General features: G+C 45.7%; 10 protein-coding genes. 7 read left to right on the top strand and 3 right to left on the bottom strand.

Going from position 1 to position 14,280, the window contains the following annotated elements; translation table 11 throughout:
• Position 1 precedes the first annotated feature (1 nt).
• Together OCU90_RS21750 and OCU90_RS21755 are read right to left on the bottom strand one after the other, a co-directional pair.
• Positions 2–2,131: a TonB-dependent receptor family protein gene (locus tag OCU90_RS21750; RefSeq protein ID WP_061021991.1), complete on the bottom strand. Its 2,130-nt coding sequence runs from the start codon at positions 2,129–2,131 to the stop codon at positions 2–4.
• Positions 2,132–2,315: 184 nt separating this feature from the next.
• Positions 2,316–4,352 carry a TonB-dependent receptor gene (locus tag OCU90_RS21755; RefSeq protein WP_061021993.1) on the bottom strand — a complete coding sequence of 679 codons (2,037 nt, stop codon included), beginning with the start codon at positions 4,350–4,352 and terminating at the stop codon, positions 2,316–2,318.
• A gap of 241 nt (positions 4,353–4,593) precedes the next feature.
• On the opposite strand from OCU90_RS21755, the gene OCU90_RS21760 reads away from it, so the two are divergent.
• The 7 genes from OCU90_RS21760 to OCU90_RS21790 all read left to right on the top strand — a co-directional run bounded on the left by OCU90_RS21760 (position 4,594) and on the right by OCU90_RS21790 (position 13,093).
• Positions 4,594–5,805, top strand: a complete 1,212-nt coding sequence (locus OCU90_RS21760) for an ATP-grasp domain-containing protein (RefSeq protein WP_061021996.1) — start codon at positions 4,594–4,596, stop codon at positions 5,803–5,805.
• Positions 5,802–7,613, top strand: a complete 1,812-nt coding sequence (locus OCU90_RS21765) for an IucA/IucC family protein (protein ID WP_061021997.1) — start codon at positions 5,802–5,804, stop codon at positions 7,611–7,613. The genes OCU90_RS21760 and OCU90_RS21765 overlap by 4 nt, the downstream gene beginning before the upstream one ends.
• Positions 7,614–7,619: 6 nt before the next feature.
• Positions 7,620–8,837 (top strand): MFS transporter, encoded by a 1,218-nt coding sequence (locus OCU90_RS21770; protein ID WP_061021999.1) that lies wholly within the window; start codon positions 7,620–7,622, stop codon positions 8,835–8,837.
• The gene (locus tag OCU90_RS21775; RefSeq protein ID WP_061022001.1) at positions 8,809–10,674 is read left to right on the top strand and encodes an IucA/IucC family protein; all 1,866 of its coding nucleotides are present in this window, start codon (positions 8,809–8,811) and stop codon (positions 10,672–10,674) included. Before OCU90_RS21770 ends, OCU90_RS21775 begins: the two co-directional genes overlap by 29 nt.
• On the top strand, positions 10,667–11,869 hold the full coding sequence (locus OCU90_RS21780; RefSeq protein ID WP_017092036.1) for a type III PLP-dependent enzyme: 1,203 nt from the start codon (positions 10,667–10,669) through the stop codon (positions 11,867–11,869). The genes OCU90_RS21775 and OCU90_RS21780 overlap by 8 nt, the downstream gene beginning before the upstream one ends.
• A gap of 275 nt (positions 11,870–12,144) precedes the next feature.
• Positions 12,145–12,411 carry a DUF3081 domain-containing protein gene (locus tag OCU90_RS21785; protein ID WP_061022003.1) on the top strand — a complete coding sequence of 89 codons (267 nt, stop codon included), beginning with the start codon at positions 12,145–12,147 and terminating at the stop codon, positions 12,409–12,411.
• 46 nt (positions 12,412–12,457) lie between these two features.
• Positions 12,458–13,093 carry a CIA30 family protein gene (locus OCU90_RS21790; RefSeq protein WP_061022005.1) on the top strand — a complete coding sequence of 212 codons (636 nt, stop codon included), beginning with the start codon at positions 12,458–12,460 and terminating at the stop codon, positions 13,091–13,093.
• Positions 13,094–13,206: 113 nt separating this feature from the next.
• Here OCU90_RS21790 and OCU90_RS21795 read toward each other — a convergent pair whose 3' ends face one another.
• Positions 13,207–14,232, bottom strand: a complete 1,026-nt coding sequence (locus OCU90_RS21795; protein WP_061022006.1) for a zinc-binding alcohol dehydrogenase family protein — start codon at positions 14,230–14,232, stop codon at positions 13,207–13,209.
• Positions 14,233–14,280: the final 48 nt, after the last annotated feature.

A 14,280-nucleotide genomic window follows, 5' to 3' on the forward strand; every position in this document is an offset into this window, starting at 1 on the left:
ATTAGAACTGATAATTCAGATCCAAAGTGTAAGAACGTCCTGGGGCTGGATAACGACCAACCGGGCTGGTATCAATACCGCGGAAGTAATAGTCCTCATCAAACAAGTTGTTCACCGCAAGGTTCATTCGCAGCTTACTGTTTTCATCCTTGTACAAATCCGAACCTAGGTTAAAGTTCCAGACCATGTAGGCAGGCACTTTACCTGTCGCGCCCGTTGCATCTTCGGCACTTGTATTCGCATTGTCAGAGTAAGACTCGCTGAAGTAGTAACCAGACAAAGTCGTATCTACCTTGCTAAAGGCGTAAGTCGCATCCCAGCTAAATTGGTGTTTGGACGTGTAAGGGAGTTGATTACCTTTGTTTGCACCCTCTTCCTCTAACGTTGCATCTAAGTAGTTATAGCCAGCGCCCAAACTCAAAGCTTGCATCGCTTGAGGAATATAACGACCAGAGAGCTCAACACCTTGGTGAAGGGTTTTACCAATGTTATCGAAAGTTTGGGTAGCACTTTGCCATTGCAGCTGATCTTCAAAATCAATGCGGTAAAGTGCAATGTTAAAGCTGGTTGAATCTTGGTTGTAGCGAGCACCCAACTCGTAGTTCCATGCGAGCTCACTGCCCTCTTCACCCTTGCCTCGAATGTAAGCAATTTGTGGTGCACGCAGAGATTTCTGTGCATTAGTGTAACCAACCCATTGCTCTGTCAGGTGGTATGCCACGGTTAAGCCCGGCAACCACTCCGTCACTTTGTTGTCTGTGCTCTGTGCTGTACCCAGATCATCAAACGTCATATCAATCGATTCGTAACGAATACCCGGCGTGACTTTCAGTACGTCATTGAACAGGCCGATTTCATTGCTGATGTAACCAGCAAAAGCGTCAGTATCTAAGTGCCAATCACGTGGGGTTGTTGTAGCACCACCAGCAATTGGCGTTTGAGTCAGCTTGTAATCGATATCTTCGTTGACGTAGCGTGCCCCAACAATCACATTTTGCGTTACGGTATTTCCGTCAAAGTACATCGCGAGTTTAGGTTCAACACCATAAACAGCAAATTCACGTGGTGACGTACGAATATCGGTTGATGGTAATGCCGGGTCCGCCCAGTGACCGCCAGCGCTGTTAAAGCCCCATTGGAAGAAACGCTCAGAACGGTGGCCAAACGTCAGTATTTCTAATTCGGCGCTATCTGCAATATTCAAGTCATGTAAATATTTCAGACTCCAACGCGTTGAAGTGCCTTGATATTCATCGTATGGACGCTTCGACTGAGTACGATCTTTGTCATAATCATCTGGCGATAAAGCACCGGGCATTTGGGTGTCGGCATCATAGCGTTGAACGAAAGCTTGTAGCTCTTGAGTATCACTCAGTAACCATTGCAGTTTCGCTTGGAAGTTTTTGACATCTGTGTCGGAGTGTTCACGGAAGCTTTCACCTTTTAAGAAATTCCCCTCGACTTGAAGTGCCAGCGTATCGGTTAACCAACCACCCGTTCGCAGGTAAAAGTCGTTGAGCGGCGTATCGCCATCCTCGAATACAGTAAAGCGATTACTGATTTCCGTTTGCCACTCATGTGGAATAGGCTTGGTCACCAAATTGATCACACCACCGACGTTGTTTGGTCCATACTGAACCGCAGCACCGCCTCGCACAATATCAATACGATCAAGCATCGACAGCGTTGCAGGGAAAATTGATTGTCCTGTGTGACCATACGGCGCCAGTGTCAGAGGAACACCATCCATTAGGAATTGAGCGTGCCCACTGCGACTCGCTTTCAAACCACGCACTGAGATGTTAGGTAAAACACCGGTGCCCGTTTCGTCTTGAACCTTAATGCCCGGCACACTTTGGAAGGCAGAGTCAATCGAGAGTGCGCCAGTCTTTTTAATTTGTTCATTAGTCAGAACAGTACGAGCTCCCGGATACTCTTTCACATCCTCAAGTTCTGAATTACCGATCAAGCTGCCCGTCACGACAACCGTTTCCATGGTCGTCGTTTGTGGATCTGACGCGGCAAATGCGCCCATGGAAGTCACTGAAGCGATGGCCATTGCAAGGGCACTTAGACGCAACTTTTGATGTGATTGAGTACAGGGTTTACCATCCAAATTCTGGTAAGGCATGAAAATCTCCTAAATAGGCAAGTTAGGATCAAAGGCCATGTTTACGATTCGGCGCTTTGATCCTATGGGCTAAACGGCCTCAAAATGAAGCCAACTGTTCACTCACTCGTAGTGAACAAATCAATCGTTTTTAGGGTCGAACTAGCTCTTAGAAATGAACGAACTCTTAGAACTGAATTAGCTTTTAAAACTGATAGCCGTAGCTGAGCATAAATTCGGCTGGTGCTCCGTAACCAATCTGATTAGTACCAGACGTGCCGTTGGTTGCGCCCAGAATGTATTTCTCATTAAGCACGTTGTAAGCATTCGCTTGAACTTTGTGACGACCCGTGGTGTACGCTGCCATCAAGTCAACCGTGGTGTAGTCACCCAGAGCTACCGCTTCATCATTACCCGCGTAACGGTCGCCTACGTATTTCACGCCACCACCTAAACGCCAGTTGTCATCTAACTGATAAGTGCTCCAAAGAGAGAACAAATGATCAGACACATCGTTTGGCTTTTTGCCTGTCTCTTTGTTCTCCGCGTCTAAATAGCTGTAGCCTACAGAAATGTCCCACTGCTCGGTAAACTGACCGCGAGCTTCTAATTCAATACCTTGGTGACGAGCTTCGATCTTGTTAACAACGTCGCCGTCTATATTCGTTTCTGGTTGCTCTTGATCAATTTGGAAGACCGCAGCATTCAGCATCAAAGCGTTATCTAATAGGTAAGCTTTTGCGCCAATTTCTTTTAGATCGGTGTGGAAGAATTCTGCTAATTTAGGGTTGATGTAGATACCTGAGTAAGGCAATTGCCATGAACGAGCTAAGCTTGCGTACACTGACATATCGTTGTTGATTCGGTAGACCAAACCACCGCGGTAGCTCACTTTGTCATCGTCTAGATTCTCTTTTGCTGAGCCCGCTTTTTGCTGTTCAAGCTCCATCGAGTCGTAACGCACATTGCCGATCACTGAAAGATCACCAAAGGTGTAAACGTCTTGAATGTAGACACCTGTCGTCGTTGTCGTGTTATCACGGAAAGGTTTGAAACCCGGATCAGGTGTTGGGCCTGCTACAGGGTTGTAGATATCTTTTGGAGGTAAGGTTTTATCACTTGCGAGCGTTAAGTCGATATTGATCTGATTATAATCCGCACCGATCATCATTTGGTTCGAATCGGTTTCCCAAACTAGCTCAGATTGAAGAGTCGTCGTGGTACGAGGATCGTAACCGAAGTTATTTACAGTCTGAGATACTTCATTCCCAGTTACCGTCCCTTGGCGTGTACCCTTTTGCTCAAGCTCGATATGGTTGTATGCTGCGCGGTTTGTCCATGCCCATTCACTGTTCAAAAGCCATTCATAATTAACGCCAACACGGATGCTGTCTGACTCTTGATAGTCATTCGTGCCACCGTAAAATGTGCTTTCAGAGACATCGACAGGCTTACCATTTTTAGATGGAACACCACGATATGGCACTAGCTCTTGGTGCGCATATTCTACATCGAGATCAATGGTATGCCCCTCAGCAGGCAATACACGAATGGTGGGTGCGATAAAGAAATCATTAGAGTCGACGTGATCTACATAGGAATCAGACTGTCGACTTTCCACGTTGATACGACCACTAACCTTGTCACTAAGCGCCATCGAGCTGTCAACCTGACCAACAAAAAGATTATTGCTGCCAACACTGCCATTGACGTGTGTGAAATTATCACCGTTAGCGCGCTTGGTGACCAAGTTGATGATACCGCCCGCAGAACCTCGGCCGTAAAGTGCGCCTGCAGGGCCCTTTACCACTTCGACACGTTCGATATTCGCTAGGCTTCGGTACGATTGCAGAGTCCCGTCATCACGCATACCATCACGGTACATGTCGTTGAGCGCATCAAAACCACGAATCACAAATTGGTCTCGGCTTCCCTCACCCAAGGTATTGTTAACCCCTGCAACACCATCAAGTGCATCCACCAAACGTACAGCACCGCGGTCTTCCATTTCCGTCTTTGTGACCACCGATACTGCCTGCGGTACATCCAACCATTCGACATCCGTTTTGGTACCCGACTGCGGCATGTGCTCCGCGTAACCTTCGTACTGATGACCAATAACTTGTAGAGTTTCATCCACCGTTACTTCTTCTGCAGCCATTACATTCGACACGGTAGCCACTACGGTTAATGCACCTCCAATAGCCAAAGCGAGAGGGGACAAGGCCAATCTAATGTTCATTTTCTAATTCCGTTTTAGTTTATAAAATAACAATATTGCGAATAAGAACAAATATCATTTATATTTGCAATATATATTTTTTGATCTATATTTACTTTGCAATATGCAACACCACTAATGATATAAGAATCAATAAAAACAATAAGATAGAAAAATTCTCTTTCTTTTAACCCCGAAAGAGAGCACTTGAAAGCGAGTTGTGAGCAGGCGACAACAACGTTTTGGAAATTAGGAAAGCCCCATGAAATCTACGATAATCATCGTGAGTCACGTCGTGAATGATGCGATCACTCACGGCTTCGTGCCGACAGCAAAAGCGATGGGTCTCCACGTCATTTTGATCACAGACCACAAACTCAACCACTTAAAACTGGCAAATGAAGATGACCGCTTTAATCCCGATGAAATTTTGGAATGCGATGTCTTCAACCCTCTTGAACTCATCGAAATCATCACAGAGCAAGAGCTAGAACCTCATGCTGTTTTCAGTAACAGCGACCACCTACAAACTTCCACCGCAATCTGTGCACAGTTCTTTGGCGTGCCGACTAAAGATTGGAATGTGACTCTTAAGGCGAAAAACAAATACTTAACTCGTCAGGTTCTCAACGAAAAATCGTTACCTAATACTCAAAGTGTTTTGTTAAGTCGAGAGAGCGCTCCTGTATTCGATTTCGATTTTCCTGTCGTTGCGAAGCCCAAGGAAGGCGTGGCTAGTTTAGACGTGCAGCGCTGCGAGTCTGCAGCTGAGCTGGATAACTATTGCGATACGTTTTGGCAAAAGCACCCTACGGCTCCCATTTTGGTTGAGGCGTTTTTACAAGGTCCGCTTATCACTGTCGAAACCATTGGCGACGGGGAAAATTTAGTCGCACTTGGTGGGTTCGATGTAGAACTCTCTGCGCCACCTTACTTCATCGAAACAGCGGCGAGTTGGAATGGTATTAACAGCGTGCACTACCGAGAAGAATGTATACGTCAGCTTCAAACATTTGGGGTGGGGTTTGGTGTCTGTCATAGCGAATTCATCATCACAGATTCGGGGCCGGTACTGGTCGAGATCAACTATCGAAGTATTGGTGATGGCCGGGAATTTTTGCTTGATAACCTCAGTGGCGGGAATTGGTTCAATACCATCTTAAATCTTCACTTGGGTCACAAGCTTGACCCTATATTTCGTATTGATGGCAGTGCCCATGTGCACTATGTAGTGGCGCAACAAAGCGGTTTGATTGAAGGGTCATCAACCTCTTTCATTCACCAAGAGGGCGATATTGTCACTCAACAGCAAGTGCTTAAGAAGGTTGGTGAGACGTTCCAACAAAGTTTCTCCAACAAGGATTACCTAGCGAGAATTTCGGTCGTTTCTCCTTCTGGTCGAACACTAGAACCCGCGCTACAACAGGCAATCTCTCGCTTCAATCTAACAGCAACAAACGAGGTAACAGCATGAATGAAAACGCGTTATACCTCACTCAACGCTTAGTCGATACTTGCTTGCGTGAAGATTTATTCGGATTAGTTTCTCAAAGCCGATTTGAATCTCAGCTCCCGAGTACACTCAAGTTATCTTCTTATCCTCGTAATCAAATTTGGGCTGTTTTTGAGGGTTCAGACTTTACACTCTACTTGCCCGTTACTCCGAGCTATTACATGCAGCGTTGGGTATACGGCCAAACAGATGGTTCGAAAGGTGATGGTTGGCTCATCGAGAGAAATGGTGTCGTTGAAGCACAGCAGCACTATCAAGATTGGATCGAATTACTGAAAGTGAGTGCTCACGAAAGCTCGCATTCGTTATTAGATGGTTATTTGCAAGAACTCGAATGCGCAGAAAAACACAAAGGATTGTGTGATAGCGCATTCAGCCAGCACTCGGAAGCACTCATGCTGCCGATTTCTCAACTAGAACGTTGGGAGAAAAAGCTATTACGTGCCGATCAAATCGCATCCTATCTTGACCATCCTTACTACCCGACAGCACGTGCTAAGTTCGGTTTAAGCGATCACGACCTAGAGCAATTCGCGCCAGAATTTGCACAAAGCTTTGAACTTCGTTGGCTCGCAATCGAAAAGTCACTCGTTACATTGACCAGTCCACAACCAGAATGTTGGCCAACGATGGAGCAAGTGGGTCTGCCCGCCGATTTTGCTCTTAGCCATGAGTTATTCCCCGCACACCCATTAACACTAAGAAGTCTTGATCGACTTCCTGACGGTGTCATTGAAGCGCCGGTTGCGTGTCTTGAGGTGACTCCTACCCTGTCAGTGCGCACTGTGGTCGTGAATCAAGCACCACAGACCCACATCAAAGTACCGCTGATCATGCGATCTTTAGGTACTAAAAACATTCGCCTAATCAAACCATCGACGCTCTATGATGGGCATTGGTTTGAACGTTTATTGACGCACTTAGAGCAAACAGATCAAGACTTACGTGGCACGCTTTTCCATTGTAATGAGAAACATGGCGGCCATGTTGGAGACGATAAAACCTTTGCTTACATTGTGCGTGAATACCCGCTGAGTTACTTCCAAGACAAAGCACTAGTACCTGTGGCTGCGCTTGCCAGTCCAATGCCTGATGAACGTTTGTTCTTGGAACACCTCGCCGAGCAGTATTATCAGCAAGATACGCTGACTTGGTTTAAAGATTACGTTGATCTGCTTTGCAAAGTGCACCTTACATTGTGGATTCGTTACGGTATCGCTTTGGAGTCCAACCAACAAAACGCCATCATTGCATTCGATGAGCAAGGCAAGATGACCTTAACCATGAAAGACAACGATGCAGCGCGTATCTGGCCAGAACGTTTCCAAACGTTTGAACAACAATCGCCTGTAAAATGTGAGCAGCTTTTAGATCAACGCATCACTGTAGACAACGAACTTGCTCTTGGTCAGATGTTTACCACGATTACTTTGCAGTTAGACATTGCCGCGATTGTCGAAGCAATGGCGACGAAAGGAATCGCCACGTCAGCTTATCTGTATGAAGTGGTTGCCAATAGCCTTTCCCAACAGCTTAGCCAGTTGGACAAACAAGGACACAACACCAAGCTCGCAAACGAGATGTTGTTTGAGTCACCCAACCTATACGCTAAATATCTATTGAGCTCAGGTAGCTTGTTGTCTAAAGAGTCATCCGGTGCAAGCGATATCAATAAATTTTATGGCTTGTCAGCACCGAACTTTTTATTGCTAACCAGCGAAGAAGCACAACACGCTTACCTTGAAAACATCAAGCAGAGTGTGAGTTAACGCATCATGACCAAACTCATCTATTGTGTACTTTTAAGCCACTTTATCGCCGCGTTTGCAGCCTTAGGAATGCCGCTGTTTTTGCCAATGGTATTGCCAACACTGGATGCAAACATTACTTCGGACTGGGCGGGGGTACTGTTCATTTTGCCGACCTTTTGCACTGCCGTTGCGGCACGCTTTTGGGGGCAGTTTGCTGATAAATATGGCAGACGTCGCTCTCTATTACGTGCTCAACTCGGGCTTGCAGCAGGCTTCGCGCTGTGTGGCTTAGCCGATAATCTCTCAATGTTTGTGTTTGGTCTTATCATTCAAGGAACCTTTGGTGGCACCATGGCCGCCTCAAACAGCTACTTATCCAGCCAAATCAACGATGCGAAATCACTCGGTAAGTCACTCAATAAAACTCAGCTTTCTGCTCGTCTGGCGCTAATTATTGCTCCGATAGGGCTTGGTTGGAGCTTATCAGAAACAAACCCGCTGAACGCGTATCTGTGGTTGTCCGCTTTGCCGCTATTCGCGCTATTGATCACCTTAACATTACCCATCGATGACTTAGCGAAATCTAAGGGGATTGTAAAAGATCAGGCATCGAATAAAGCTCAAAGCAGCCAAACCAACTCGTTAAATACGCTTTATTGGGTGTTTGGCGCGCAGTTCAGCTTTGCTTTCGCCATGGTCGTCACGTTCCCCTATTTCTCGCCTTATGTGCAGCAATATGGCGTGACAAGCCAAGCGTGGATTGGGTTTTTATATGCCCTCCCACATGGTGTTTATCTGCTCTTTGCAGGAAAAGTCCATCTGTTCTCAGAATGGGTTGATCGCCACCAGGTTGAACGCAATCAAGCGCAGCGTACTTTATGGCTAGGCTTTGGTTTGCTTTCACTCAGTGCAGCAATGCATCTCACTCCTTATCAAGAAGTGTTGATTATTGCTCGTATTGTTTTCGGACTTGGCATGGTTTGCTGTTATCACGGCTTGCATCAAGCGTTAGCAAACCAAATTGATCGACGACAAAGCGGCAAAGTATTTTCGCGCTTTGACGCTATGTCTAAATGGGGTGGCGTTGCGGCTGGGTTGACCGCGTCTTTTATATCAAGCTTGGGCTGGCTTGAGGTTCCTTTCATACTTTCTATGTTGGTCAGTGGCATTGCGGCTATCGCGCTGATCATCCATTCAAAATTTGGACATCAACATGTTACAGACTCAATTATCTCCAAGTGAGTATTACGCTGAAGACCAAGTTCTTCAAAATCGTAAAAAAGTACTGCTAAACCGAGAAAAAGCCCAACTCAATACCATCATGGGCGTGGTGAACTGTTACTTACGTGAATACGCGATACCAAAGAAACAGGTTAATTGGCGCTACAGTTCTGCCTCTCTGCCTCAAACTTTGAAAAGAAACTACAACGCTCACCAACGCGTGGCCATTCACCTACCTCACCAAGATCAACCTCAGAAAAATGGTCTGATGGTTTTACCCGTTGAGTACATCAGTAAACTGGGGAAAGTGAAGCTCAGTGATACACCTTGGGCTAAAATGCCCGGCGCAGCTTGGTGCAAATTGGACGCAACGCAAACCCTGACGCTTCTACTCAGTTACCTAAAACAAGTGCTGACGATTCCATTCAATCACGAACTGATCGAGCAAATGGAAAACAGTTTGTTGATCACCGAACAGTTCCTAAACTCAGACAGCTCACCTCAGCATCACAACGCGTTTATCGCATCAGAGCAATCGTTACTTTGGGGACATACTTTTCATCCAACGCCAAAGAGTCGTTCAGGGGTCAGTATCGATGATCTGCTAGCGTGTTCCCCTGAGGTTGGCGCTAAAGTTCCTCTCTATTGGTTTAAGGTCGACACCACGTTGCTTGATGTCTTGAGTTCAGATGACCGAACCTCACCAACGACCATGCTTGAACAACTTGCACCTGATGAAAACAATTCAGCAGGTACCATGCTTTACCCTTGTCACCCTTGGGAAAGTTACACACTTTTGCAAAACCCAGTGGTCAAAACGGCCATTGAACAAGGCAAAATCATCCCGCTTGGATTAGGTGGTGAAAAACTCTTACCCACTTCATCCGTGCGCACTCTGTACCACCCAGATATGGATTGGTTTGCTAAGTTCTCTATCAATGTACGTTTAACCAACTGCGTACGTAAAAACGCATGGTATGAGCTCGATAGTGCCGTTCAATTAACCTCGATTCTGCATCCCATCAAAGAGAGTGAACAGTTACGTAATCCTGTATTCAAGGTAATGACTGAACCTTACGCGACCACATTGGATCTAGAGTCGGTTGCCGAGCAGGAACAAACTGATGTTATTAAAGCTCGCGAGTCGTTTGGTATTTTGTATCGAGAGAATTTCACCTTAAGCGAAACCGATATTTTGCAACCAACGTTAGCGGGTGCCCTCTTTGCTTACGATACAGACGGGAACAGCTGCATCGCCACTCAACTCAAACAAAAAGCGCAAACAACACAAAGCCAATATGACAATGTCGCCACGCTGTGGTTTGAGCGCTATCTGCATTGTTTGATTCCGGGCGTCTTTAACTACTACTTCAAACATGGGGTTGCGTTTGAACCGCACTTACAAAATACGTTGATTGGATTTGAAAAAGGCATGCCTTGCTGTGTATGGATTCGAGACTTAGAAGGTACCAAGCTACTACGCGAGTTTTGGCCATCAGAAACACTTCAGCAACTTTCAGAGCGTGCTCGTCAATCGGTGTACTACAGCCGTGAGCAAGGTTGGAACCGTATTGGCTATTGCACCTTCATTAACAATATCAGCGAGGCCATTTTCTTTATCGCTGAGGGTAACTCGGCACTTGAGAATACGTTATGGGGAACTTTAAAAGACGCTATCGTCCGCTGGCAGTCTATCAATGGCCAGCAACCCGAACTAATGGCATTGCTTAACGATGGTCATTTCCCAAGCAAAAATAACTTCACAACACGTTTGATGCAAAATGCCGATAAAGAGTCCGGTTACACCCAAGTTGCAGCACCGTGGCCAACTCATTCAAAAGGAGTTCACCATGCTTAATTCTCCTCAACTTTCAGCCTCTATCCATCAAGAAATCCAGCAATTGGCCAAGCAACAAACGCAACCATTATGTGCTTATCTTTATGATCTCGATGCATTGGAGCAGCACATTAAACAGATGCGCCATGTATTGCCAAAAAACGTAGAGCTATTTTACGCTGCGAAAGCGAATCCTTCAGAGCCGATACTGCGCACTTTAGCCCCTTATGTTGATGGTTTTGAAGCGGCATCAGGCGGAGAGCTTACACACCTCCACCAGCAACAACTCGACAAACCACTGATCTTTGGTGGCCCGGGGAAAATGCTAAGTGAACTGGAGCAAGCAATTGAACTCGATGTTGATGCGATTCATGTAGAGAGCCTCACTGAGTTACAACGCATTGGTTCTTTAACACAAAAGTTGAATCGACCTGCTTCGATCTTCCTGCGTATGAACATAGACATTGGTGACATCACACTTAGCAAATTAGCCATGGGAGGAAAGCCCACCCCGTTTGGTCTCGATGAGAGTGAGTTAAGTAATGCCTTGATGTACCTACGCGATTTCCCCTTAATAAAGCTGAAAGGCTTTCACTTCCATTTGATGTCACATCAACTCGACGTTGATCGCCACCTCGCCTTGATGCAACGCTATTTCCAAGTGGTCAAAGAGTGGAAAAAAACGTTCTCACTCGATGAGTTGATCATCAACCTCGGTGGAGGTATGGGGATCAATTACCAAAACCCTAAACAACATTTTCCTTGGATGGAGTTCTGCGACAAATTGGAGTTCCTGATTTCCAAGGAACATTTACAAGATTGGAAGCTGCGTTTTGAATGTGGCCGCTACATCTCTGCACCTTGTGGCTATTACGTAATGGAGGTCTTGGATATTAAACAAAATCTTGGCGAGCATTTTGTGATTGCCCGTGGTGGCACGCATCATTTCCGTACTCCGGCAGCGCAAAGCCATGACCACCCTTTTGCAATCGTGAAAAGTAATCAGCAACCCACGATTTCACATCCGATAAACCATGCCACAGCCACGTTGGTTGGACAGCTTTGTACACCAAAAGATGTTCTGGCACGAAATCAACATATCGAGCAAGTCGATATCGGTGACTATGTGGTGTTCACTCTAGCAGGCGCTTATGCTTGGAACATCTCGCATCAAAACTTCTTAATGCATGAACCTCCAGTGTTTCATTATTTCTAAGCGTCCCGCTGTGCTCGATGATTCCTAACTGATAGTTAGAGTTGAAACTCCATAGAGCCAGCTAAAGACACTAAATATAAAAGGCACTCAATAAAAAGGCGTTGGCAAACTCAGGTCTGCTAACGCCTTTCTTCTGTTTATCGTAGCCCTTTTGCCAAACAGCTAAGGTGATTGAACACTCGACTCCCCACTGTGATCGTAATGCAGAACCAAACCGTAGTTAATTGAAATACAAATACTTAGCATTTTTATCGACTACTCAGCGGGATCAAAACATGGACAACAGAATCACCATTTTAGAGTTTCTCAGAGTGTTCGATAGCATTCGCTCCTCGGGCAAGCAATTGGATAGCAAATATCAATTGGGAGAGATGGTAGCGTGGCACGATTACGATGGTTACACCTGTTGGTTGAGCTACAGAGACGTTACGGTAACCCTGATGTTCCACGGCTCATTGAAGATCGAATACGACAAGGCGTCGAACTATGAAGACTTCATCAATCGTTGTTTAGCTATGCTTGAAACTGAGCCTTCACCGTAAACTACCCATAACTAGCGAGTAAATAACGCATCGCTATGGAGAAGCAGTGGAGAAAATCATGAACAGAACCAAATGTAAAACGCTGTTACCCCTTAGGTTAACCACACCTTTACTCCTTCTACTCAGCCTACATTCGTTAAGTCTTAAGGCTGAAGCAATAGGGACAAACATGATCGACTTTACACAAGCTAGTGAGCATCAAAACTGGACAGTAACCAACGACGATGTAATGGGTGGCATCTCAACAGGCGAGCTCATTTATCTTGATAATATGAGTCGATTTAGGGGCGAGCTATCGTTAGAAAACAATGGGGGGTTCAGTTCTGTAAAGCGCTCCATTGAATCACCTACCCATGAAATAGATAGCGTAGAACTAGTATTCGTTGGTGATGGTCGCACCTACCAACTGAGGTTCACAACATCGAAGGATGGCAATCGAGTTCAATACAAACACGATTTCGATACGATGAAGGGAAAGCAGTTTAACAAGGCGTTCCACTTCGATGATTTTCAAGCGGTGTTCAGAGGTCGGCTACTGAGCGATGCGCCGGAACTTAAGGCACAAGACATCAAACAAATCGGCTTTTTGATTGCAGACAAACAGCCCTCGTTTTTTGAGCTAGACCTAATACAGCTTCACTTCAAAACATCGAAATCTATCACATCACCAGAAGCTGACTAAACTGAAAACAAACAAAAGCCCCTGATACCTTTTGACTAGCAATCAGATATCAGGGGCTTCTTCTATTTAAACCGTCAACAATTCAAAACAACGGCGGATTAAAACATCAGCAATTAGTATTTGATAGCTGTTTTACCAATCGAGGCACTGCTTTCAATACGTTGGTGTGCATCTTTGATTGTATCCACACTAAAGCCATTTAGGGTCGTGGTTAGCGTCGTTTTAATACGTCCCGCATCAATCAGGTTCGCAGCTTGGAATAAGATGTCTTGCTGCTTCTGGATATCTTCAGTGTTAAACAGTGAACGTGTAAACATCAGTTCCCAAACAAAGCCTGCTGATTTACCTTGCAGCGCTGATAAGTCAATGCCACCGTCAAACTCTACGATCGAACTGATCATGCCTTGCGGTGCAATCAGCTCAACCATCGCATCCCAGTGCCCTTTGGTATCCGCAACATTGAAAATGTAGTCGACATGTTGAATGCCTTGCTCTCGCACAGACTCGACAAGGTTACGGTGGTTCACCACATGATCCGCCCCCATATCCCTTACCCACTGCTCCGTTGCAGGCCTTGAAGCTGTTGCGATAACATTTAAGTTGGTCAGTTGCTTAGCCAGTTGAATCGTAATTGAACCTACACCGCCTGCTCCACCAATGATCAGGATAGACTTTTTCTCTTCAGGACGAACACGCAGGCGGTCAAACAACGCTTCCCATGCCGTAAGCGTTGCTAGAGGCATAACGGCTGCAGCTTCATCAGAAAGGCTCTTCGGCGCTTTAGCGGTAATACGGTAGTCCACAGCTTGGTATTCGGCATTAGCGCCCATACGAGTTACGTCACCTGCATAGTAGACACGGTCACCGACTTCGAAGCCTTCAACGTCAGCACCTTTGCCAACAACTTCACCGACTGCGTCATAACCCAAGACTTTTGGTTGTTCGAGTGTTTTGTCTTTGGCACTACGAATACGAATTTTTGCGTCAGCAGGGTTAATCGAAGTCGCGCTTACTTTTACCAGCAAGTCATTATTTTTTAGTGCTGGCAGACTCGTTTCAAACTCAAATAAACTGTCTTGCTCTGTAATCGCAAGTGATTGAGTAAATCCGATAGCTTTCATTTTTGATGGTACTGACATTGTGCTTTCTCCTTGAATTAGACGAGTTAATCTTAGTCAATTCTCACT

Source organism: Vibrio splendidus (assembly GCF_024347615.1).
Classification (GTDB): domain Bacteria; phylum Pseudomonadota; class Gammaproteobacteria; order Enterobacterales; family Vibrionaceae; genus Vibrio; species Vibrio splendidus.

Excerpts from the sequence above, each read along its gene's own strand:
- OCU90_RS21770 (WP_061021999.1), top strand. The coding sequence starts at position 7,620 with ATGACCAAACTCATCTATTGTGTACTTTTAAGCCACTTTATCGCCGCG.
- OCU90_RS21750 (WP_061021991.1), bottom strand. The coding sequence starts at position 2,131 with ATGCCTTACCAGAATTTGGATGGTAAACCCTGTACTCAATCACATCAA.
- OCU90_RS21795 (WP_061022006.1), bottom strand. The coding sequence starts at position 14,232 with ATGTCAGTACCATCAAAAATGAAAGCTATCGGATTTACTCAATCACTT.
- OCU90_RS21780 (WP_017092036.1), top strand. The coding sequence starts at position 10,667 with ATGCTTAATTCTCCTCAACTTTCAGCCTCTATCCATCAAGAAATCCAG.
- OCU90_RS21775 (WP_061022001.1), top strand. The coding sequence starts at position 8,809 with ATGTTACAGACTCAATTATCTCCAAGTGAGTATTACGCTGAAGACCAA.
- OCU90_RS21760 (WP_061021996.1), top strand. The coding sequence starts at position 4,594 with ATGAAATCTACGATAATCATCGTGAGTCACGTCGTGAATGATGCGATC.
- OCU90_RS21765 (WP_061021997.1), top strand. The coding sequence starts at position 5,802 with ATGAATGAAAACGCGTTATACCTCACTCAACGCTTAGTCGATACTTGC.
- OCU90_RS21785 (WP_061022003.1), top strand. The coding sequence starts at position 12,145 with ATGGACAACAGAATCACCATTTTAGAGTTTCTCAGAGTGTTCGATAGC.
- OCU90_RS21755 (WP_061021993.1), bottom strand. The coding sequence starts at position 4,352 with ATGAACATTAGATTGGCCTTGTCCCCTCTCGCTTTGGCTATTGGAGGT.